The 21201-nt window shown below is 42.0% G+C and carries 18 protein-coding genes; 4 read left to right on the plus strand and 14 right to left on the minus strand.

All coding sequences use genetic code 11. From position 1 onward, the window contains the following. Positions 1–6: 6 nt before the first annotated feature. The 3 genes from F8N35_RS08900 to F8N35_RS08910 are packed head-to-tail and all read right to left on the minus strand — an operon-like array spanning position 7 to position 1864. Positions 7–234, minus strand: coding sequence for a hypothetical protein (locus tag F8N35_RS08900; protein WP_293051547.1), 228 nt, complete (start codon positions 232–234; stop codon positions 7–9). Continuing rightward, positions 221–1135, minus strand: a complete 915-nt coding sequence (locus F8N35_RS08905; protein WP_293051550.1) for a cation diffusion facilitator family transporter — start codon at positions 1133–1135, stop codon at positions 221–223. Before F8N35_RS08905 ends, F8N35_RS08900 begins: the two co-directional genes overlap by 14 nt. Positions 1136–1147: 12 nt before the next feature. Next, complete coding sequence (locus F8N35_RS08910) at positions 1148–1864, minus strand: SDR family NAD(P)-dependent oxidoreductase (RefSeq protein ID WP_293051553.1); 717 nt, start codon at positions 1862–1864, stop codon at positions 1148–1150. A 394-nt stretch (positions 1865–2258) separates the two neighbouring features. Between F8N35_RS08910 and F8N35_RS08915 the strand changes: the two genes are divergently transcribed. Both F8N35_RS08915 and F8N35_RS08920 read left to right on the plus strand, forming a co-directional pair. Beyond that, positions 2259–3332: a DUF6588 family protein gene (locus tag F8N35_RS08915; RefSeq protein WP_293051556.1), complete on the plus strand. Its 1074-nt coding sequence runs from the start codon at positions 2259–2261 to the stop codon at positions 3330–3332. A gap of 234 nt (positions 3333–3566) precedes the next feature. Then, the gene (locus F8N35_RS08920; protein ID WP_293051559.1) at positions 3567–4613 is read left to right on the plus strand and encodes a hypothetical protein; all 1047 of its coding nucleotides are present in this window, start codon (positions 3567–3569) and stop codon (positions 4611–4613) included. A 342-nt stretch (positions 4614–4955) separates the two neighbouring features. On the opposite strand, the gene F8N35_RS08925 is transcribed toward F8N35_RS08920, so the two are convergent. The 3 genes from F8N35_RS08925 to murA all read right to left on the minus strand — a co-directional run bounded on the left by F8N35_RS08925 (position 4956) and on the right by murA (position 8398). Continuing rightward, complete coding sequence (locus F8N35_RS08925; protein WP_293051562.1) at positions 4956–5723, minus strand: DUF805 domain-containing protein; 768 nt, start codon at positions 5721–5723, stop codon at positions 4956–4958. A gap of 337 nt (positions 5724–6060) precedes the next feature. Further along, a complete protein-coding gene (locus F8N35_RS08930) occupies positions 6061–6531 on the minus strand; it encodes a hypothetical protein (RefSeq protein WP_293051565.1) in 471 nt (156 codons plus the stop codon). Positions 6532–7093: 562 nt separating this feature from the next. Continuing rightward, positions 7094–8398, minus strand: a complete 1305-nt coding sequence (gene murA, locus F8N35_RS08935) for a UDP-N-acetylglucosamine 1-carboxyvinyltransferase (protein ID WP_293051568.1) — start codon at positions 8396–8398, stop codon at positions 7094–7096. Positions 8399–8602: 204 nt separating this feature from the next. Between murA and murB the strand changes: the two genes are divergently transcribed. Both murB and priA read left to right on the plus strand, forming a co-directional pair. After that, positions 8603–9616, plus strand: coding sequence for a UDP-N-acetylmuramate dehydrogenase (gene murB / locus F8N35_RS08940; RefSeq protein ID WP_293051571.1), 1014 nt, complete (start codon positions 8603–8605; stop codon positions 9614–9616). A gap of 90 nt (positions 9617–9706) precedes the next feature. Further along, a complete protein-coding gene (gene priA, locus F8N35_RS08945) occupies positions 9707–12169 on the plus strand; it encodes a primosomal protein N' (RefSeq protein WP_293051573.1) in 2463 nt (820 codons plus the stop codon). Here the strand turns inward: priA and F8N35_RS08950 are convergent, their stop codons facing one another. From F8N35_RS08950 to F8N35_RS08985, 8 genes are all read right to left on the minus strand, one after another. After that, complete coding sequence (locus F8N35_RS08950) at positions 12170–14059, minus strand: putative porin (protein ID WP_293051575.1); 1890 nt, start codon at positions 14057–14059, stop codon at positions 12170–12172. It abuts the gene before it with no gap. Between the two features lie 205 nt (positions 14060–14264). Then, positions 14265–15218, minus strand: coding sequence for a gliding motility protein GldN (gldN, locus tag F8N35_RS08955; RefSeq protein WP_293051577.1), 954 nt, complete (start codon positions 15216–15218; stop codon positions 14265–14267). 23 nt (positions 15219–15241) lie between these two features. Continuing rightward, positions 15242–16780 (minus strand): gliding motility protein GldM, encoded by a 1539-nt coding sequence (gene gldM / locus F8N35_RS08960; RefSeq protein WP_293051579.1) that lies wholly within the window; start codon positions 16778–16780, stop codon positions 15242–15244. A gap of 19 nt (positions 16781–16799) precedes the next feature. Beyond that, positions 16800–17642, minus strand: coding sequence for a gliding motility protein GldL (gene gldL, locus F8N35_RS08965; RefSeq protein WP_293051582.1), 843 nt, complete (start codon positions 17640–17642; stop codon positions 16800–16802). Between the two features lie 9 nt (positions 17643–17651). Continuing rightward, on the minus strand, positions 17652–19010 hold the full coding sequence (locus F8N35_RS08970) for an SUMF1/EgtB/PvdO family nonheme iron enzyme (protein ID WP_293051585.1): 1359 nt from the start codon (positions 19008–19010) through the stop codon (positions 17652–17654). Between the two features lie 18 nt (positions 19011–19028). Then, positions 19029–19982 carry a type IX secretion system membrane protein PorP/SprF gene (locus F8N35_RS08975; RefSeq protein WP_293051588.1) on the minus strand — a complete coding sequence of 318 codons (954 nt, stop codon included), beginning with the start codon at positions 19980–19982 and terminating at the stop codon, positions 19029–19031. A 243-nt stretch (positions 19983–20225) separates the two neighbouring features. After that, the gene (locus tag F8N35_RS08980) at positions 20226–20447 is read right to left on the minus strand and encodes a DUF2795 domain-containing protein (protein ID WP_002558131.1); all 222 of its coding nucleotides are present in this window, start codon (positions 20445–20447) and stop codon (positions 20226–20228) included. Between the two features lie 131 nt (positions 20448–20578). Next, positions 20579–21136: a cob(I)yrinic acid a,c-diamide adenosyltransferase gene (locus F8N35_RS08985; RefSeq protein WP_293051593.1), complete on the minus strand. Its 558-nt coding sequence runs from the start codon at positions 21134–21136 to the stop codon at positions 20579–20581. Positions 21137–21201: the final 65 nt, after the last annotated feature.

Below are 21201 nucleotides of genomic sequence, written 5' to 3' on the forward strand. Positions count from 1 at the left end.
CACTAATTAGTTTTTCGGAAAGAAAATTGCCTTGAGGGTTTTTCGAAACACCACAATATGCACAGCGATCAGGGCAAACAATGAAAAGCCGCAAAATTCGTGCAGCTCTCCCACATCAAAACCACGAAATCCGGTTCCCATCAGCACAATGGTAGTGATTTGTAAAATAGCCACCGTCAGAAGCAACGCAAGGCTCACCTGACGAACCAGTCTGTTCTTTTTATTCTTTTCCATTTTGTTGCAATAAGTTGATTTGATTTTCCTCATCCTTCAAATGACATGAATCCTGAGGTTCGACATGAATATATATTTCGCTTCGTTTTATCTGATCCATCAGACTATGCTCTATACGGTCACAAAGTTCGTGAACATCACGCAGCTTTAGATCCGGATCAAGGTGTATATTGAACTTGATAAACGTATCTGCTCCGGCTGTACGCACTTTAAGATGGTGATACAGTTTCACTTCCGGAAATGAGTTCAGGGTATTTTCAACCAAAGTAATCGTCTCTTGCGGAGCTTTGTCCAACAACACATCTACTGCTTTCTTTCCCAACCGAAAAGAAACAAACAAGACAATCACAGCCACCAACAATGCCGCAATTGAGTCGGCAAAATAAAATCCAAAGTTAGCACAAACAAGGCCAAACAACACGACTGCCGAACTCCAAATATCTGTGGAAAAATGAAGTGCATCGGCTTCCAGCGCCTGACTGTTATGCTTTTTTGCCACTTTGTACAAAGCTCTCGAACGTGTAAAATCGATCACAATAGAGCTAATCACCACCACGTAACTCCACACCGACACTTCGATATGGGTATTTCCCGTCACCAGACGATCAATTGCTTCAGACACAATCCACACGCAGGTTATCAGCAAAAGAATAGTTTCGATGAACGCAGAAAAATTTTCGATTTTACCATGACCGTAATTATGCTGTTTATCAGCAGGCTTATCGGAAATACGAACCGAAAAGAAGGTAATCACGGCTGCTACCAGATCGAGACCTGAGTGCAATGCTTCTGACAGAATACCCAAACTACCGGTAAGGACTCCGATAATCAGTTTGAAGCTCGTCAGAAATATCGCGGCAAGTACCGAAAACAAAGCCACTCTGTTTTTTTCTTCCACCATAAAAATTGCACTTTATATTCTTTCAAAAATCACTCTTGGAATCAATTTTACCACCATAGCGATAAGACGCCAGCGTTTCGTAACGTAGACAATATCTTTTTGCTTGTCAACTGCTTTTATAATCTGACCCGCCGCTTTCGGCACCGGCGCCGACCAGAAAACGCCTTCTCCCTGAGCCATGCAGGTGTCTACAAAACCAGGACGAATATCCGTAATCTGAATGTTGAGTTTCTGATGATGCGCTAACTGCCGCAAAGATTGCATATAAGTCATATTGTACGACTTACTTGCACTGTATGCCGGCGAAAAGCGGTTTCCTCGCAGTCCGGCAATAGAACTTATCGCGGCAATCTGACCGTGCTGCTGTTGTTTGAAGTAGCGAAATGCCCAATCGACCACAGCTGTAAAACCCGCCACGTCTGTCTTTATTGCGAGCTGTTCCGGTTCCGGTAACAGTTCGCTGTTACGTTTGCCATAGCCGGAGCTAAGCAACAACAAATCAAGACCTCCCAGACGGCTCACCAAAGCTTCAAGGTTTGATTCTACCGATGCAATATCCGAAATATCAAACGAAGCTGCAACATAGCAGTCCGGTGACTCTTGTTCCAGTTCATGCAACAACTCTTGCCGGCGGCCGGTAATGCCCACCAGACAGCCTTTGCCGGCATATATTCTGGCCACTTCACGTCCAATGCCCGAAGTAGCTCCCAGAACAATTATTTTTCGCATCGGAAGCTTGTTATTAATTCTCATTACCATTCCTTTATCGTTGTCTCTCATCACGATAACAGAAATGCACTTTCGGGTGTAAAGTTCTTATAAAATTATTGAATCGGCAAGTTTCCCGAAACAAAAAAAACAGTTTATAATACTTCCTCCTAAAGTGCAGAACAGACATATCTATACTCCGATGGATTTATCGTTTCAGCTATGCAATCCCGCTACATTGTGAATATTTTTCACAAAATACTCTTCATTATACACAAATACAAAAACATATCAAAAAATAAATTTAACTTTGCACATTAAACAAATAAAAAAAAACAATTCAATTACAATCCCCAAGATTGCATCTGATTTTTCTGATTATCCCATTATTTCTTTATCTATAAAACCAAAGATTATGAGTACAAAAAAATATGCTTTCACGCTTCTCTTTGCGCTTGGTCTCCTTACATCATTTTCAGCCAAGGCTCAAAGTGATATTGCCGACATTTTCAAGGCAGGTGTCAACGATTTGCAAACCGTAGCCAACGGCTATATTAAACCTTTCGGCAATGGTTTTTCTTCTGGCTTGGGAAACAACTGGTACAATACCGCTGCCACCCACAAATTACTTGGTTTCGATATTACTGTTGGTGCCAGTGGCGTATTTACGCCTTCCGACGATAAAACATTTAGTTTATCTGGATTGCAGAAACTTACGGTTGTGAACGGAGAAAAGACAGCTCCGACATTCGGAAGCAAAGGCGATGGAGTTTTACTGGCACTTCGTCAAAACGTAAACGGGACAACACAAACAGTTACTCAATTTCGCACTCCGGGGGGAGTATCTAACGTGACTCCGGTTCCCAGTTTTCAGGTAACTCTCGGGCTTCCAATGGGCAACGATTTATCGGTTCGGTTTATTCCTACCATTAATGCCAGTAATTTCTCCGGCAATATGTGGGGTATCGGGCTAAAACATAATATCAAACAGTGGATTCCGGTTTTGAAATTGCTTCCGTTCGATGCTGCAGTAATGGTAGGCTACACCAAATTCAACGTCAACTACAGCTTTGACAACCCCATTACTCCATCCGACTTAGTCAGCGATCCCAGCAAAGTGTCTACTCCGAGTGGTGTATCATACGCCGACCAGGGGATGAAACTGAAAGCAAGTGCTTTGATGGTTCACGCCATCGTTTCGAAAAAAATTGCTTTTATAACGCCTTATCTGGGATTCGGCGTTACTCGCAGCAACTTTGATTTTAATTTTACCGGTAATTTTCCTGTGTTGGACAATTTCAATACAACAACCCAGAAATTCGATGTAAAAACATTGAAAGACCCGATTCCTCTTCACTACGCGATGACACAACCGGGAGCAACTATCGGGTTGCGCATGAAATTACTATGGATCTTTGCTTTCCATGCACAATATACGTTACAGAAATATTCGACCGCTTCTGTTGGCTTTGGCCTGAATATTCGGTAAATGCTGTCTCAATAAACAGAAAAGCCGGAGTGGACATCCTGTTCATTCCGGCTTTTTTCGTCCGACATTTGTTAAAACACACTCTCCATTTCAGATAATATAAGTCAACAATAGCCAACGTTACTAAAAGTCTGAACTATTCAATAATAAAACCGTTAAGTAAGCGTTTTGTCATACAGAAATACGAATAGAGATAATCTCTTGTGCCAAAATCTCTTTTATCAACTATTTTTTATGACCAGAAATTTTCTTTTTTGCTTTTCCTTTTTAATTGCGGGACTTTTTCTTACCGGATGCAGCCAACAGGACACCGAAGCTCTTACAACATCGTCGGGCACCAGCCTTTACCTTGCCAATAACCTGCGCAGTGCAAGCGGCAACAATATTGCAGCTTATTCTGCAAACGGAACGACCACCAACCTGACTAATGGTTCGCAGTCGGCCTACTCCACATCTCTTTTTGTCTCGGGCAGCGATGTATATGTAGCCGGATACGAGTACACTTCCGATGGTTATCCCATTGCCAAATACTGGAAAAACGGGATGGCCATAAGCCTCTCCGATGGTTCTACCAATGCTTATGCAAGCTCTGTTTCTTTATCCGAAGGCAATGTTTATGTGGCAGGATTTGTCGACAACAGCAATGGCAACAGCGTGGCCGTGTACTGGAAAAACGGAAAAATAACGTTGCTTTCCGATGGCACGTCTAATGCCTTTGCAAATTCAATCTCCGTTTCGGGCAACGACGTATATGTGGCAGGCACCGTACAAACTACGACTGGTCGTAACGTAGCCGTCTATTGGAAAAACGGGTCTATGAATGCCCTCACTGATGGCAGCACAGACTCATTCGCCAACGCTATCGCATTCAGCAACGGCAACCTTTATATTGCAGGGAACGTCTATAACAGGAACGATATTTCGGTTGCCACTTACTGGAAGAATGGTAGTACGACAAATCTTTCCGATGGAAACTCCAATGCAACGGTCAATGCTATTGCCATCTCCGGCAACGACTTCTATGCAGCAGGTGCAGTTACTGGCAACAGCGGTAAATACATAGCTACTTACTGGAAAAACGGAACGGAAAATACTTTAACGGACGGATCAACGGATGCCGAAGCCAAAGCCGTCTATATTTCCGGCAATGACATTTATCTGGCAGGATATATCACCAACAGCAGCGGCAATAAAACAGCAGTGTACTGGAAAAATGGCGCGCTGGTTAATCTTACCGATGGATCTACCGATGCACTAATTAACGCCATTGTGGTGAAATAAGAAAGCTCAGTAGCATAAAGGAAACAGCCGGAATGATTAATCTTCGTTCCGGCTGTTTCCTTTATGATTTCAATAGAAATTTACCAGCTATCACCATATCACAAATAAAATAGCTGGGATTAAACATCCCAGTTTTCTGGTTGCTTTTTTCAAAGGCATATCTTCATTTGATGAAAACAAGCTCACAAAATAGAATGCACAAAAGAAGCACACTACCATTGCTAAAATCTGCAACAAAATATTTTCTATCATAATGGCTATAAATTATCAAGGTCTTATTTAAGATAGCGTAGCAAAGTTCCATACTACATAAATCCGATATTATTTGTAGTCTAACTTATTTCATTCATAAGTTTTATACCCCTTATAGATCCACAATATTGTTACAATAAAGAACCATAGCAATATCATTGAGATAGAATACGACAAACAATACAAGACAGAATGATCATTATTACTGATATCCCACGTTAGAATTCTTATTACAGAAGGGATTAATGTATTGACAACTAAAATTAGCCTTAATGTACCTTGTGAAACCATTGATTCTAATGCCTCAATAATTTTACAATATCGATTAGTCAAGACAATAGCAAAAATACAAAGCCATACAATTGCCGCATCTATCATAAAAACCATCCAATACTCATCGAAATATCTATCCACAGAACACATTGCAATGATATTTATTATTACGGGTATAATAATATTGATTTTTATGAATAAAGGCACAATACTTTTCGATCTAATCCGCATATCGAATCTATTTCCTTCTTTTTCCAAATTGCTATCATTAAAATTGCTATGCGCGGTATGTAATATTGGAGAAAACCCATAAATATTTACACCATCGTCCCCTTTTGAAAAAAACAGCCACAAAACATAAAATGGAATTAATTGGAACCAGCCTGAATTACCTAAATCATGACATCTCTTAGCTCCTTGTGCCCATAGAAACCACAATAATGGGCTTAGAGCTAAAGTAGAGAAAGGAATTGCGGACTTTATCATTGCCATGACAATTGTATGCCCAACAATATAAACGATGAAACTGATACCATATTCTAATCGCCTTATTCTACCTTCAAAAGACAATGCTGTTTGAAACATAACTGTTTGAATTAATATTGAACATTCTTATCTCTGCTTTTTCCTCTTTTCTTACTCATTCCCGTAATTTTCACGCTCGCAGCCGTTCGAATTACGCTCCATTGAGTGATTTTGAAGCTTTAAAGGGCAAAATTCAGGATCCGTACGCTGATTTTCACGGAAATTATTGTGCAAAAAACGCTCTTTTGCGTGATTTTCACGCTCTGGAAAGTAAAAATCACGCTCCCGAGGCAAAATAGTACGCTTTTGAGATAAAAAATCAGGTAAATGAGATTAAAAAGTATCTCCCGGGGTAGCGAACCACCCGCAGGAGTGTCCGGCAAACCGGACTGTACGTTTACTTCGCGGTCAATTCGGCCTTGGCCTTGCTCTTTTTAAAGAATACGCCCATATCATCCGCTACCACATTAAGGCCCGACACCTTGTCTTTGTTTTGCTTAACGGCAGAATACACTTCGAGGGAAGCCACCATTGCATCGCTGACAACTGCATAATAGGTTTTCTGCAAACCTTCGGCCAGTTGATTAATCTGGTTCAAAATAGGACGTATTTTGCCAACAAGTTCATAGTCTTTAAAGAACTCTTCCTTGTCGAACACCCCCGAAAGAATTTCAGGATGATCTTTGACAGTTTGGTACGCCTTATCGATAAACGGGAGGAAAGTATTTCCTACCTTGATAAGTGATACCACATCGTCGGATTGTAAACTAAGCAAGAAACTAAGCTTCGCTCTTGCATCTGTAATACTCTGTTGCACGGCAGCAGCATCGCTGTCCGACAACACGGCTGAAATCAGGTTTTGAGCCATAAAATAAAATTAAGAAATTAAACAATGGTAGCCTAACAGGTTCGACGGCACTCTCGTAATATGAGCACATTGGTCTATCCTGTAGCTTTTTATTATTTTCCTAATTTTGGTAGTGCATGGCAAATATAAAAATTATATTCCAAAACATAAACATTTTTGCCAATACAAACTAAAACATTACAGAAATATTATTGCGTATTTTTAAACAAATAAAGTTGTGAATATTGGCTGACCAAGGCATTAGAAACAACGTTTTGCGTTGTACGACCTCTCCCCTAACCCCTCTCCCGAGAGAGAGGGGAACAATCTGCACAATGAACTGAATCCTAATAATCTCACTACCGCGCTCCTCCTCCCCTCGGGGGAGGAGGCTGGGTCAGACGATATATATCTGACTCCGACACGAAGTCGTCGTGAGAGGAGAGGTCTGACATTCAAATTTATATACGCTTAATCTATACAATGTCGAATAAATTCATATCGGAACCACAAATCGGTTGCATAAAAAAGAGCGATTGTTTTGCAACAATCGCTCTCATTTCTTTTATAAATAATGTCCGGGTTACAACCTACGTATATCGGCTCCCAGAGCTCTCAATCGTCCGTCGATATCCTGATAACCACGGTCGATCTGTTCAATATTATCAATCACGCTGCGGCCTTCGGCAGAAAGGGCGGCAATAAGCAACGAAACCCCTGCACGAATATCGGGCGAAGTCATGCGGGTGCCGCGCAAGGACTGCTCGTGGTTCATTCCAATCACTACCGCACGGTGCGGATCGCAAAGAATAATCTGCGCCCCCATCTCTATCAGTTTATCCACAAAGAAGAGGCGGCTCTCAAACATTTTCTGGTGAATCAGTACACTGCCTTTGGCCTGCGTCGCCACCACCAGCGCCACACTGATAAGGTCGGGGGTAAATCCCGGCCAGGGAGCATCAGCAATGGTCATAATCGATCCGTCGAAAAAGCGCTGCACCTTGTAATGATCCTGTTGCGGAATGTAGATATCGTCGTTGCGGAACTCAAAGTCAATACCCAGTCGATGGAAAATCTCGGGAGTAATACCCAGGTGTTCGCGCGCCACATTTTTGATGGTCAGTTCGGAACGGGTGATAGCCGCCAGTCCGATAAAACTCCCCACTTCGATCATATCGGGCAAAATACGGTGGTTGCACCCTCCCAACGAGTCGACACCTTCAATCACCAACAGATTGGAACCCACGCCGGAGATCTTAGCCCCCATCGCGTTCAGCATAGTGCAGAGTTGAAAAAGATAGGGTTCGCAGGCTGCGTTATAAATCGTAGTCGTCCCCTTTGCCATCACAGCAGCCATCACCACGTTGGCAGTTCCGGTTACCGAAGCTTCGTCGAGCAACATGTAAACCCCTTTCAAACCTTTGGTGGTCACCTTCACATGCGACGAGTCTTCATCAAAACCCACTTCAGCACCGAGCTTCTGAAAACCGATGTAGTGAGTATCCAAGCGACGGCGACCGATTTTATCGCCTCCGGGTTGCGGCACCACCGCATAACCGAAGCGGGTCAGCAACGGGCCCACCAACATGATGGAACCACGCAGTTCGGTAGCTTTTTTTCCATATTCGGGACTATATAACGTATCCAGATTGACAGCATCGGCCTGAAAAGTATAGGTTCCTTCCGAAACCTTTTCCACTTTCACGCCCAACATACCAACCAAGTCTATCAGTTTGTTCACATCCCGGATATCGGGAATATTGCTGATCGTCACCTTTTCGGGAGTTAACAACACGGCACAAATCACCTGTAACGCTTCGTTTTTTGCACCTTGCGGAACAATTTCGCCCGAAAGACGCTTGCCGCCAAAAATCTCAAATGCTGCCATATATATGATTAAATTTCAAAATTCAGAATTCCAGGATTCCATGTAGAGCCGCAATGCTTGCGGCTCAATGTTCAAAGAGACACAAGCATTGTGTCTATACACACACAAATTTCATGCAAAAATACAACAGATTCTTCATTGATTTTGGACGATCCGGAAAATGTGAACGATTTGTTGTAATTTTGAATTCAAAATAAACCGACAATGACTCTTCAGGAAAACGTTTCCCTCAAGCCATACAACACCTTTGGCATAGCGGCTACCAGCCAGTATTTTACAGACATCGCAGCACCCATCGACCTTCAGATTCTAATGCAAAGCGGACTTCTCAATGCTTTCCCGTTTTTCATTCTGGGTGGTGGCAGTAACGTGGTTTTCAACAAGCTGTTTGCAGGCATTGTCGTCAAAATATCATTAAAGGGAATCACCGTACTGGAAGAGACCGACGATTCGGTTTTGGTGAAGGCTGCCGCGGGTGAAGTATGGAGCGATTTTGTTGATTTTTGTGTGGCTCACAACTTCTACGGAGCCGAAAACCTGACTTCCATTCCGGGAACCGTGGGTGCCAGTCCGGTGCAAAACGTAGGTGCTTACGGCGTAGAAGCCAAAGATATTATCGAATCAGTGGAAGCTTATGAGATACTGACCGGCAAACAACGTATTTTCTCCAACAGCGACTGTCAGTTCGACTACCGGAGCAGCATTTTCAAGACAAAACTGAAAAACAAATATATCGTGGCATCCGTCACCTTCCGGCTAAGCAAGCAGCCGAAGCTTAATCTCGAATACGGCGCCATTCGCACTGAAATAGAAAAAGCAGGCATTACCGATCCGACGTTGACCGATGTCAGTCGCATCATTGCCTCCATTCGCGAAGAGAAGCTCCCGAATCCCGACAAGATCGGCAGTGCCGGTAGCTTTTTCAAAAACCCGGTCATTCCTGTCGCACAATTCGAAGCATTGAAAGAAAAGCATCCGGCAATAGTTGCCTATCCGCACAAAGGCGAATACAAGGTTGCCGCCGGTTGGCTTATCGAACAATGCGGATGGAAAGGCCGTCAGTTCGGCAATGTAGGCGTTTACCCTAAGCAGGCTCTGGTACTCTACAACCTGGGCGATTGTACCGGAGAAGAGGTCAAAGCACTCGCAAAAGAGATTCAACAATCCGTCGAGACACACTTTGGCATCGCCTTAGAACCGGAAGCCATTTTTGTATAAAAACAGAGCAAAGAACAAAGAATAAAGACAAGTAGAACTGATTGAAGAATCTTTGCTCTTTGTTCTTTGCTCTATAATCTAAATCCAACCATGTCCGAACGTTTTGCCGACATCATTCTTCCCCTGCCTTTAGCCAACAGCTACACCTACAAAATACCGGAGGAGCTATCCGAATCGGTAAAGCTTGGCATGCGGGTGGTCGTGCCGTTCGGAAGCAAAAAAATATATACCGGAATCGTTCGCTACGTACACGCCGTGGCACCGCAGGTTTCGTCGGTAAAAGAGATCATTGCACTACTCGATAACGCTCCGATTCTTCGCCGTCCGCAGTTGCCCTTTTGGGAATGGATTGCCAACTATTACATGGCTTTCATCGGCGATGTCTACACAGCTGCCGTTCCGGCCGGGCTGAAGCTCGAAAGCGAAACCTCCATCACGCTCAACAACGACTTCGAAGCTGAATCTCCCTTTTCGGAGAAAGAACTAAAAATTTACAACGCTCTAAACGACAATAAGCCCCACTCCATCAAGGAGCTGACCCGCATTACCGGCTTCAAAACTATCCTGCCAACCGTCAAAAATCTGATGGACAAAGGAGCCGTTTCGCTCTCGGAGGAGTTGCGCGCCGCCTACAAGCCCAAGAAGCTCACCTGTGTTCGTCTTGCCGATGGTATTGCCAGCGACGAACAACTACAAGCCGTTTTCGACTCGTTGCACCGATCGAAGAAGCAACTGAGTCTCTTGATGGCTTATCTTGAAATGTCGCATCACTTAGCCAAATCGGGGCAATGCGAAGTGGCAAAAAAAGAGCTTCTCGAACAAAGTGGCATTTCTCCTGCCGTATTTGATGCTTTGGTCGAAAAGAAAATTTTTCACCCATACACCAAAGAGATCAGTCGGCTGGATTCTTCACAAACAGTGCAGCAACCTCTTGCCACACTCAATAGTTTTCAGAAAACGGCATACAGATCGCTTCTTTCACAATTAAAAGAAAAAAATGTAGTCTTACTTCACGGAGTAACTTCGAGCGGCAAAACGGAGATTTATACCCATCTCATCGCAGAAACATTAAAGCTGGGTAGACAGGTTTTGTATTTAGTTCCGGAAATAGCCCTTACCACACAACTCACGCAGCGACTGGAAAAGGTTTTTGGCAACAAACTGGGCGTTTATCACTCCAAGTTTTCGGACAACGAACGGGTGGAAATATGGAACAACCTTTTGAATGACAAAGGTTACGAAGTCATTCTGGGAGTGCGCTCTTCTGTTTTCCTACCATTCCGTGATCTCGGCTTGGTCATCGTCGACGAAGAGCACGAAAGCAGCTACAAACAATACGACCCGGCACCCCGGTATCACGCCCGCAATGCAGCCATTGTGCTCGCCAACATGCACGGAGCCAAAACCGTACTGGGCAGTGCCACACCGGCTATCGAGAGCTATCAAAACGCCCTTTCAGGCAAATATGGATTGGTCGAACTTACCCAGCGGCACGAGGAGATAGAGTTGCCCAAAATCATGACCGTCGATCTGAAAGAGTCCTACCGCAAAAAACGGATTACCGGCCATTTCACAGACGAACTGGTCGAGAAAATCAAGCTGGCACTCACCAACAAAGAGCAGGTAATTCTTTTTCAAAACCGGCGCGGATATGCACCTTACATCGAATGCAAGCAGTGTGCTTATGTTCCCCGTTGCCCGCATTGCGACGTCAGTCTGACCTACCATAAGCATTTCGACATGCTCACGTGCCACTACTGCGGCTATACAACCAAGGTACCAGCCAATTGCCCCAGCTGCCATACGCCATCGTTGCAAACCAAAGGATTCGGTACCGAACAAATCGAAGAAGAGATCAAAGCGCTATTCCCTGAAGCCAAAGCGGCACGCCTGGACCTTGACACGGTTCGCACCAAGAAAGGCTTTGAAAAGATTATTCGCGATTTCGAGAGTCACGCTATTGATATTCTGATCGGTACACAGATGGTTACCAAAGGACTCGATTTTGGCGATGTGAGTTTGGTTGGGATCCTGAATGCCGGCAATCTGCTTTTTTACCCTGACTTTCGGGCGCATGAACGGGCATTTCAATTGATGGCACAGGTGAGTGGTCGTGCCGGGCGAAAAAGCAAACAAGGGTTAGTAGTCCTTCAAACGCCGGAAACGGACCATCCGGTAATTCGACAGGTGATTGCTCACGACTATAAAGGAATGTTTGCCACACAAATGCGGGAACGGCACGATTTCAGATATCCTCCTTATTTTCGGCTTATAAACATCGTTATTCGCCATAAAGATCCGGGGACGAACAACCATGCAGCCGCCCTTATCGCAGATGAACTCAAAAAATTACTCGGATCACGGGTTTTAGGGCCAAACAACCCTCCGGTTGGAAGAATTCAGAACTGGTACATCAAGCATATTCTCCTCAAGATAGAGAATGCAGCTTCGCCTGATGCTGTCAAGGATATCATACGTAACATTGTAAATGGCATCCAATCAGATGGCCGCTTCAAATCACTTCAAGTCAACTACGACGTAGATCCCATGTAATTAATCGTAGAAATTCCAGGAGATACCCATTTTCATCGTTGTCGGATTCATAGGATAATTCGGCATGGAGAAATAATTCTGGTTAGGCATAAACGATTGGTTTACGTGATAGTATTCTAGAAAGAAACGGGTCTTTTTCAGGTGAAAATTGGCGTAAGCACTTGCTAGGGGATAGTTGCCGATCTTGGTTTTGTTCTGTACATAAAACTGCCCGGTTGCAGGCATATAAGCCGGAGCATAATATGAGGTATGGAAATGCGAAGATACGCCTAACTGAACCCGCAACACATTAAAAAGTTTCGTCTGGTAATACAAATTATTGTACAATGCCAACGCTGGCAAAGGAATAACATTCTGATTACTGCACACCTGATATACCCCTTTGTTTTCGAGCGCAAAATGCTTTCCGAAAAACAAATCCAAACTCGCATCCAGAGCAACAACCTGCACACTACCCGAAGCCTGCGTAGGCATTGCGCTCGAATTGAAGTAAAGATAATTGGTGTTATTAGCTACCTGAAGACCCAATTTCAAATGTCTTTTCGGGAGTTCAACACTTCCTCCGATATAGGTTTGGAATTCTTTGTCAAAATTATTGTTCCAAATAAAATGATTCGAATAATAATGTTCCCAGAAATAAGATGCAGATGTGTTTCTGATTCTTGCCATTGCTTTCAAAGCAACAGAATCTTTCCACAATGTAAAATAGCCACCCACTCGACCACTCAGTTCAAAATCTCCTATTTTCGGGCCTACAATGACTATATTTCCCTGTAAGTTATAGCGATAGATCCGCCCTTCATTCTTAGCCAGAATTCCTCCAAGCCGGGTATTCTGCTCCCACTTATACGTCAATTGATCATTGAGATCAAGATTCATATACCGGTTTACCTCATTCTCAATAAACGCGGTCAATCCGAACTTCAATAGCCGGTTAAACTTCTCATCCATCTGAACTGCAAAAGTATTACGAACGGACAAATAAGCAACAGTGTCAGAATGAGCTATTTTACTAAAATTGGTATTTGCAAAAAATGCAGTGTCGACAGATGCTTCATGAAAGCGCTTCACATCTCTTTGTACCTTCAAAGTGTGTATGAATGATGTAACAGGAATAAACTCCTCCCGGGTTGAATCCTTACTAACGACAATAACTTTGTTAAATCCAAGCGAATACTTATGATTGTAAAAGAAACTCATGGTTCTGTAGCCAGCCTGAGCTCCGGTTAACTTTATCGGCATTGTAATAGATGTATACTGGCTGTAAGCGGATGGATTTGTAACATAATCGGTATTTGTCAATCCTCCGTTTTCATAATTTGAAAAGCTCTGATAAAGAAAAGCCCCATAAGCAGAATAATGTTTTCCCGAATAACTGCCATACAGCGATGCTATCAGTCCCTTATTAGACTGATTCATGTATCGACCTCTGTTGTACAAATAATCAAACAAACCTGTAATATTCAATTTCTTATTTGTATTCATCGACAAAAAGATCTTAGTTCTTTCTTCCGATTGTTCGCCCGGGAAACTGGACAAATAAGTCAAATTGGAATAGGGTGTTTTTGTATTATAGAACGACAAATCTGACGCTGTATACACATAGGGATCGTACGGAGTTGAAAAAAGAAAATTCGTCTTCTGCGTCCGGTCAAAGAAAATTTTTGATTGTACCGGAGAACCCATATTTCCGTTATACGCGTTAGCGATGCTGTATGAATCAAGTAGATTTTTATCAGGAAAATTTTGAGGGATTGTGTCAACAGTGACTGAATCGGCAACGCCAAAACGCTCTTCTATCTTTTTTGCCACAACATGAGGAGAAACGTAATTAGCCTTGCTATTATCTACCTCTCCTTTTGATGAAGAGCTTCCACTTTGAGGGCGCATGCGGGAAGATTGGGCAGACAGGCTACACACCGACACACAACAAAAGATCAAAAGAAAAAAAATGTATCTCACCACAAAAATGAGTTAGAAGATTGTATATGTATTATACTTAAATTTCAGAAAGGAGAGCATTAATACAGCAATAGTCCGCTTGAACAACATCAAACGAACTATCACTATTATATAGCCGGAGAATAAGACTTATTTAATATTCCCACAAATCATTTTCAAAGTTAATAATCGAACGCTGAATTGCATCCTGTTCTTTCTTAACATCATCAGCGTTTGTTAGATAATCAAGTAATGTACGATGATAAATATCATCAACTCCAAGAATATTACCTGAATACATTCTTTGGCTGAAATAAAGATCGAATGTCATATCAGAAGACTGATTATCACCCCAGAATATTTTTTCTTCTGCCAGCAACGAACGCAACTCGTTAAATTTAAACCAGCATACTATAGATTTAATCAAAGAAGTTCTGTCTTTTGGATAGCTCATCAAAGGAGCAATAGCTTCGATGCGTGATTCCTGTACAGAGCGATGTTTGTCGTAAAACCATACTTCCTTGATCAGAAAACGCTGCTGACGTTTCAGGAATTCAATAATGGTCATGTTGTCTATACCCAACTTCCCTTTATCTGACACCATTAATGCCGGATAAAATTCAGAATCTCCATCTTTATACGAGAAAACACTGTTTATCAGATACTTTGTACTATCCAATGGTACAGCCTTACTGATTGAAAAGTCAGGACGGAACTGGTCATCGCGAATACCTTTCCGATAAACCGTCAGATTTTTATTAATAACACCCTGCAACATTACATTCATCAGGCTCTTAAAACCATCCATCTCTTCGAGAGGAAAATAAAGCGGAAAGTTTTGTTTTTCGCGCATATCGATAATGCGGTACACTGTTTTGGACCAAACCACATCATCGCGACGTATTCTCGATTGCAAAGCATTACGCATCTTCACGATAGCCCGTTTAACAGAGTCCGAAATTACCACCTCCGGCTTTTGCTGTGACAATGCCACAGAGTCATAAGGTGATGGAGACTCATCGAAAAATTTTTTCTCGTTACCTTGCGCACACAATGTGCCAATCAAGGCAGAAAAACAAATGACACAAAATAATCTCATTCGTTGCATATTGTTCATGTTTAATTTTTAGTCTATCTTCCGCTCAATTTTACTGCTAATAAAGGCAATGAGCGAACCAATCTATCCGGGCCGACTGCTTTAATACCCCTTACAAGAATGCGTGACCCAACCCGTTCCTGATTCAATCGATTCTTTTGTGCTGCCGACAATGTAGAACCATTACTTTCAAGTACCTCTCCATTAGGATATTCCAAAGTAAACGAAACTACCGTAAAATTGGCAGAAATTAATTCATTCACATAATCGGCCTTTATAACAGCACCGTTCAATTGACTGAGTGTAATATTACCTTCAATAATAGATTTCTCTACACCACCCGCATTATACGTTAAGAATGGACGGGGATCCGGCAACTGGCGAACGTTAAATGTCACAGTACCCATAGGAACAAAGCTGTTTCCTCCTGCCAATTTTGCTGAAACAGAAAAATTAATTTTTCCTGAGGTTACATTTGTACGGCAAGTCCATAAACCATTCGGCTTTCTTGAAACCGATCCACCGGCACAGGCAAGCTGAATGTTTGATGCTGCAACACCCGGCACAGAAGCCGAAAGCTCGTTTTCAATACCTGCATATACAACGTTCAAAGCGGTATTTGTTACCGTAGCACTTTTCGCCCCTACAGTATAAGCTCCTGCAAATGGATAATCACGGTTTATACCGCCTGAATTCAGTCGGATAACGCCCTTATAGTCATAACTACCAACCTGACCACATACCATTTCCAATTTACCGTCTCTGCCAAGAGTACGTCCATTTACCATAATTTGAGGTATCTTGGTTGAGTCAATTGCTGACAATACAACCTGAGCACTATATTTGTCACCCTGCATTACATAGGTAGAAACCGGGATCACATATGCCTGTAACTTATTTACCCTAAAGTCGCCAGCATCGGTTTGTGCCATTAAATACTGGACAACTTCACCTTCTGCCGCACGAATATCGGTCTGATATTTTGTAAGAATAGTGGTCGCTGCGGCAACCGGCATCATTTCAAAAATATTTTCCTGCCAGTTTTTGCCGTCTTTTCCTCCCTTTGTTGCAAAGTTCCTGTCGAACATTGCAATCTTCACCGGATCTCCATTAACAAAGCCTTTCAGGAATTCCTTATATTCAGAAAGCTTCTGCTTTAATTCTTTGCCATGTCCCTGCACCAAAGCGTATTGTCCGGCAACATCCAGATTGTCCAGATTTTTAATTTCATTAGTTTTCGCTTCTTTACCATCAGCAAGACGTACAAGTTGATATTTGAAATTTTCAACATACTTGAACATCTCGTCTGATCTCTGCTTCACTACCAAAGCTTTATTCAACCATTCGCCAACCTTGCCCGGGTTATCTGCATCCAGATTTTTAAATCTTTGATACATATTGGCATTTCTTGCATCTGAACTGGTAATACTCTGCAACATACTGTTGTTCACCAATACAAAGCCGTTCAACACCTCTGAAGAAACATTTAACGCAAGCATAGCAGTCAGGAAGAGATACATCATCCCAATCATCTTCTGCCGCGGCGTTTCCGGACAATTTTTTGCTCCACTCATGGTTTATCGTATATTGCTATTAAGCCTTTGTATTTAATGCATTTAGCATGTTCCCATAAACATTATTCAGATCAGATACCTGACGGGACAACTTAACTGCCTGAACTTTGTATTCTTCGGACTCTTTAAGTGAAGCTCCAAGATTAGATTTCAATTGTTCAAGATTTGACAACATAGCTTTATGTTGTTCTATCTGAGCTGTCAATTCGTCATTACCTGCTTGAGCCCCCTTCATCTGAAGCTCATATAGGGCATTGAGAGAAGAAAGATTCTTATTAATTGTATTCACATGAGCAGCATACACTTTGCTTTGCTCTGCCACCATGCCAATTTCATCCTCTGCTTGTTTATAAGACTGAACAATCGCACTGGTTGAGGTTGCAAGTTCAGACTGAGATTTAGCAAAAATACCCGCAGCATCAGAAGCAGCCTGAATATTCTGAATATAGGTATCTGTTACACCAGAAGCCTTAGATATAGATGTCAATTGCATTGCAGTATCTCCCAAGTTCTTGATACTTTCATTCAATCGTTTCACCTGTTCTTCGTCTAACAGATTGCCCTGAACTGAAGTTACTTGCGCTGCAGAACCTCCACCTCCGGCTGTAATAGGAGGTACATTTTCGTCCTGAAAATGAGGAAATACCTTTTCCCACTCATAATCTTTATGAGGCTTTTCGAGTCCACTCAATGCAAACAAGATCGCTTCTGTTCCCATCCCGATACTCAAAAACCATCCGGCAAGAGGGAAGTGTTGAATTTTAAACAACGCTCCAATAATTACAATAGATGCCCCAAATCCATAACATCTTCCTGCAAATGCTTTTCCTTTATCTGTTTGTAAAAATTCAAGGATTCCCATAATCAAGTATTAAAAGTTTTTCATTGCTGATTTTTTCTTCAGGTTTGTAGATTTCACACACCTGAAGCCAATATAGGAACGAGATTCTGTTTGATATTCAAATGAACGGGCACCACATTGAAGATAAGCTGCAACATCTTTCCATGATCCACCTTTGATTATCTTTCTTTTCAAAATGTCGGAATCTTTTTCTTTTGCATTGTAAGCAAAACTTGGGTTCAAATCGTGCGTACCATTCGCATTGATAGACATGAATGAAGATTCAGTCCATTCCGAAACGTTACCAGCCATATCATATAAACCAAAATCATTAGGAGGATATGTTGCCACCTTTGCAGTACGAACCTCACCGTCAGCACGATAATTACCTCTCATTGGTTTGAAGTTAGCCAGATAACAGCCTTTTCCATCGCGAATATACGGACCTCCCCATGGATACATGCTTTGTTGTTTGCCCCCGCGAGCTGCCCATTCCCATTCTGCTTCTGTCGGCAAACGGTAATCTTGCCCCTGGAACAGATGATTACTGTTGTAATAATTAGTTCTCCACGCACAGAAAGCTTTTGCCTGTTCCCAGGTTACGCCGACTACCGGATATTGGTCATACGAACGTAAAGTAAAATATTTTACAGTCGGATCATTGTAAGAATAGGTAAAGTCGGTACAGAATGCCAATTTATCAGGATATACATTAATGATCTTAGTCATGTAAAAATCCTCTGTGCTATGGATAGGAGAAATTCTCTTAGTACGCATTTTTATGACACCACCGTCAAAATAATATTCATCTACAATTGCAAATGAAGAATTGGGGTAATGCCCATGAGCTCTGTCAAATTTATTATATTCTCTGGCAGCCTGTTCCAAGTCATACCAGCGATAAACGTAATTCAGACCTTCAAACTTATTGTTGTAGTTTTTCAGGGCATTCCAGAGCGAATCTGCATGAGCATCTTCTTCTCCCGAAGCTTTTTCCCATGTTTGCTTCCATGGCAAAGGACGTTTCCAGTTCAGTTTAGCCGTATCTTTTTTCTGACGCCATTTTTCGGGTGATACGTTTGCCAAAAGTTGTCTGGCAATAGAATCTTTCACCCAAACAACGAACTGACGATATTCTGTATTGGTAATCTCAGTCTGATCCATCCAGAAACCATCAACAGAAACCATTTTTGATTCTCCTTTGAACGACCAAAAAGCATCCTGATCATTGGCGCCCATCATAAATGCACCTCCCCTTACCCAAACCATTCCATATGGAGAAATTTCATTTACTTTGGAGATCGATTGACCCACTAACTCTCCTGCCGGTTTGGAATTACACGCAACCAACAATCCAAGTAATGGGATTATAAAAAGTAATTTTCTCATATCAGAGTCATTTATCCTTTATAAAATTCTTACACTCTTGTATTTATTTTTTTTCTTTTCGAGTGAAATATTGAAGTCATACGTCACAAACAATTCATGAGAACCATAAGTAGAAGAGATCAAATTTGTCACCGGCAAATCAAATGAATATCCAATAGTTAAACCGTTTGCCAGTTTGACTCCCCCCATAAAAATCAGGGATTCGTTGAATCGGTAAGCCAAGCCTCCCCAAAATTTATCCTTATAATCAAGCAAAAGATCCATATCCGTCTGATAATTAACAAAGTTAGTTTTTACCAGAAGGGATGGTTTGATGGTAAAGTTGGTATTTGGCAAAGCCAAATTGTAACCTCCCGTCAAATAAAACATTCTTCCTATATATGACTCCTGCGAATCCGACCAGCGAATAGTCGGCTGATTAACATCTAAAACAGACAAACCTGCATACCATTTTTCAGTAGAATAATATGCTCCTAAACTCAAATCCAAGGCCATCCCGCTCACTTGCGACGTCGGAATCTGGCTGTCGGAACCCGGTGCTACGTGATAGTCATTGCCGGTCGGAATATAGGCACTGTCGCCCTGAAACCCGACACTAATTGCGCCAATGTTTGCACCAAGACTAAGAAGGCCGTCTCCCAGTTTCGTCTTATAAGCACCCTGCAAAACAACGAATTGCTTGGTAAACAAGCCCATTTTTTCATTATCAAAAGCCAAACCTGCTCCAAAACTCTTTTTGTTAATGGTGAATGGCATTGAAAGATTAAAATAAGTATCGACGGGCGCTCCCGGCATACCTATCCATTGTTGTCTGTGAAGTCCGGTAAGTCGCATCATATCACCCTCTGCAATTGCTGCCGGGTTGAACGACCCTTTTGCAAACATATACTGACTGTATTGCGAAACGAACTGAGCGTTAGTTGTTCCTAAAGACAAAACGCCACACAATACAGCTAAGCAGAGTTTTTTCACCGGAAAAATTTTATGTTTACTTCAACAAACGCAACATTTCGTTTGTAGATCTAGTTCGTCCAATGCTATGATAACGGCATATTTTATCGTTTTATTGCATAAAAAAGCTCTTCTTTTCGGGAATAAAACTAATTTTCAGCCGGCCAGATATCTTTATTCTGACAATTCGCAGAACTAAATTAACTAAACGGCAAAAAATCCACAAAAAACAGCTAAAAACAATAAAACAAAAAAGCAAAAAGATCAATATTCTTCTTCATTAAAGAAGAAATCTTCTTTGCTTGGATAATCCGGCCAAATATCTTCTATGCTTTCATAGATTTCCCCTTCATCTTCCATTTCCTGAAGATTCTCAATTACCTCAAGAGGAGCTCCTGAACGCATTGCATAGTCTATCAACTCATCTTTAGTTGCTGGCCAGGGTGCATCTTCTAATTTGGATGCTAATTCTAATGTCCAATACATGCTAGCTACTTATTTTAGTTGGTTACCACAAAACCTAAATCAGGCTCTGAATTATCATTTTAGAATCGCTTAATAATTTATATTTAAGCGATTTTATCAAAATCTTAATTGAGTGCAAAAATACAAAAAATCTAATACCTACAATGGGATTCCCAAAAAATTTCCTCTTTTCCTGCATCATGGACAAACTTACGTGCCAAAACGAAAAAATAGTCGGACAAACGGTTGACAAAAACAAGGCATTCATCAGCTATCGGATACATGGCATTTGATTCCCACATTCTGCGCTCTGCCCTGCGGGCAATTGTTCGACACATATGACAACGGGCTGCAATTTCGTCACCACCCGGCAACACAAAATGGTTCAGGGATGGCAATGTTGACGTGATGTTATCTATCTCTTTTTCAATTGTCTGAATGCAGTCTCCAAAGATAGTTCCATTCGATTCTGTTTTAACGGCATTCCTGTCTGTTGCCAACTCTGCACCCAAATCGAAAAGACGACTTTGAATTTCCAACAGCAAAATCCGGGTATGTTCATCCGTAATACCTGCTGCCAAAAAGCCAATCGAAGAGTTCAGTTCATCTACAGTGCCGTATGCTTCCAAACGAGGATCTGCTTTCGACACCCGCGTGCCTCCGATAAGACTGGTTTGTCCTTTATCTCCGGTTTTAGTATATATTTTCACAGTCTATTGCTTAAATTATCAATATATTCCAGCAAAATTTCTTTTATTCTACAGCTGAAACGTAC

This window comes from Paludibacter sp., from assembly GCF_009712605.1.
GTDB lineage: Bacteria > Bacteroidota > Bacteroidia > Bacteroidales > Paludibacteraceae > Microbacter.

What these genes read in the sequence shown, in the direction of transcription:
- F8N35_RS08900 (WP_293051547.1), bottom strand. Translation starts at nt 234, where the DNA reads ATGGAAAAGAATAAAAAGAACAGACTGGTTCGTCAGGTGAGCCTTGCG.
- F8N35_RS08905 (WP_293051550.1), bottom strand. Translation starts at nt 1,135, where the DNA reads ATGGTGGAAGAAAAAAACAGAGTGGCTTTGTTTTCGGTACTTGCCGCG.
- F8N35_RS08910 (WP_293051553.1), bottom strand. Translation starts at nt 1,864, where the DNA reads ATGCGAAAAATAATTGTTCTGGGAGCTACTTCGGGCATTGGACGTGAA.
- F8N35_RS08915 (WP_293051556.1), top strand. Translation starts at nt 2,259, where the DNA reads ATGAGTACAAAAAAATATGCTTTCACGCTTCTCTTTGCGCTTGGTCTC.
- F8N35_RS08920 (WP_293051559.1), top strand. Translation starts at nt 3,567, where the DNA reads ATGACCAGAAATTTTCTTTTTTGCTTTTCCTTTTTAATTGCGGGACTT.
- F8N35_RS08925 (WP_293051562.1), bottom strand. Translation starts at nt 5,723, where the DNA reads ATGTTTCAAACAGCATTGTCTTTTGAAGGTAGAATAAGGCGATTAGAA.
- F8N35_RS08930 (WP_293051565.1), bottom strand. Translation starts at nt 6,531, where the DNA reads ATGGCTCAAAACCTGATTTCAGCCGTGTTGTCGGACAGCGATGCTGCT.
- murA (WP_293051568.1), bottom strand. Translation starts at nt 8,398, where the DNA reads ATGGCAGCATTTGAGATTTTTGGCGGCAAGCGTCTTTCGGGCGAAATT.
- murB (WP_293051571.1), top strand. Translation starts at nt 8,603, where the DNA reads ATGACTCTTCAGGAAAACGTTTCCCTCAAGCCATACAACACCTTTGGC.
- priA (WP_293051573.1), top strand. Translation starts at nt 9,707, where the DNA reads ATGTCCGAACGTTTTGCCGACATCATTCTTCCCCTGCCTTTAGCCAAC.
- F8N35_RS08950 (WP_293051575.1), bottom strand. Translation starts at nt 14,059, where the DNA reads ATGCGCCCTCAAAGTGGAAGCTCTTCATCAAAAGGAGAGGTAGATAAT.
- gldN (WP_293051577.1), bottom strand. Translation starts at nt 15,218, where the DNA reads ATGCAACGAATGAGATTATTTTGTGTCATTTGTTTTTCTGCCTTGATT.
- gldM (WP_293051579.1), bottom strand. Translation starts at nt 16,780, where the DNA reads ATGAGTGGAGCAAAAAATTGTCCGGAAACGCCGCGGCAGAAGATGATT.
- gldL (WP_293051582.1), bottom strand. Translation starts at nt 17,642, where the DNA reads ATGGGAATCCTTGAATTTTTACAAACAGATAAAGGAAAAGCATTTGCA.
- F8N35_RS08970 (WP_293051585.1), bottom strand. Translation starts at nt 19,010, where the DNA reads ATGAGAAAATTACTTTTTATAATCCCATTACTTGGATTGTTGGTTGCG.
- F8N35_RS08980 (WP_002558131.1), bottom strand. Translation starts at nt 20,447, where the DNA reads ATGTATTGGACATTAGAATTAGCATCCAAATTAGAAGATGCACCCTGG.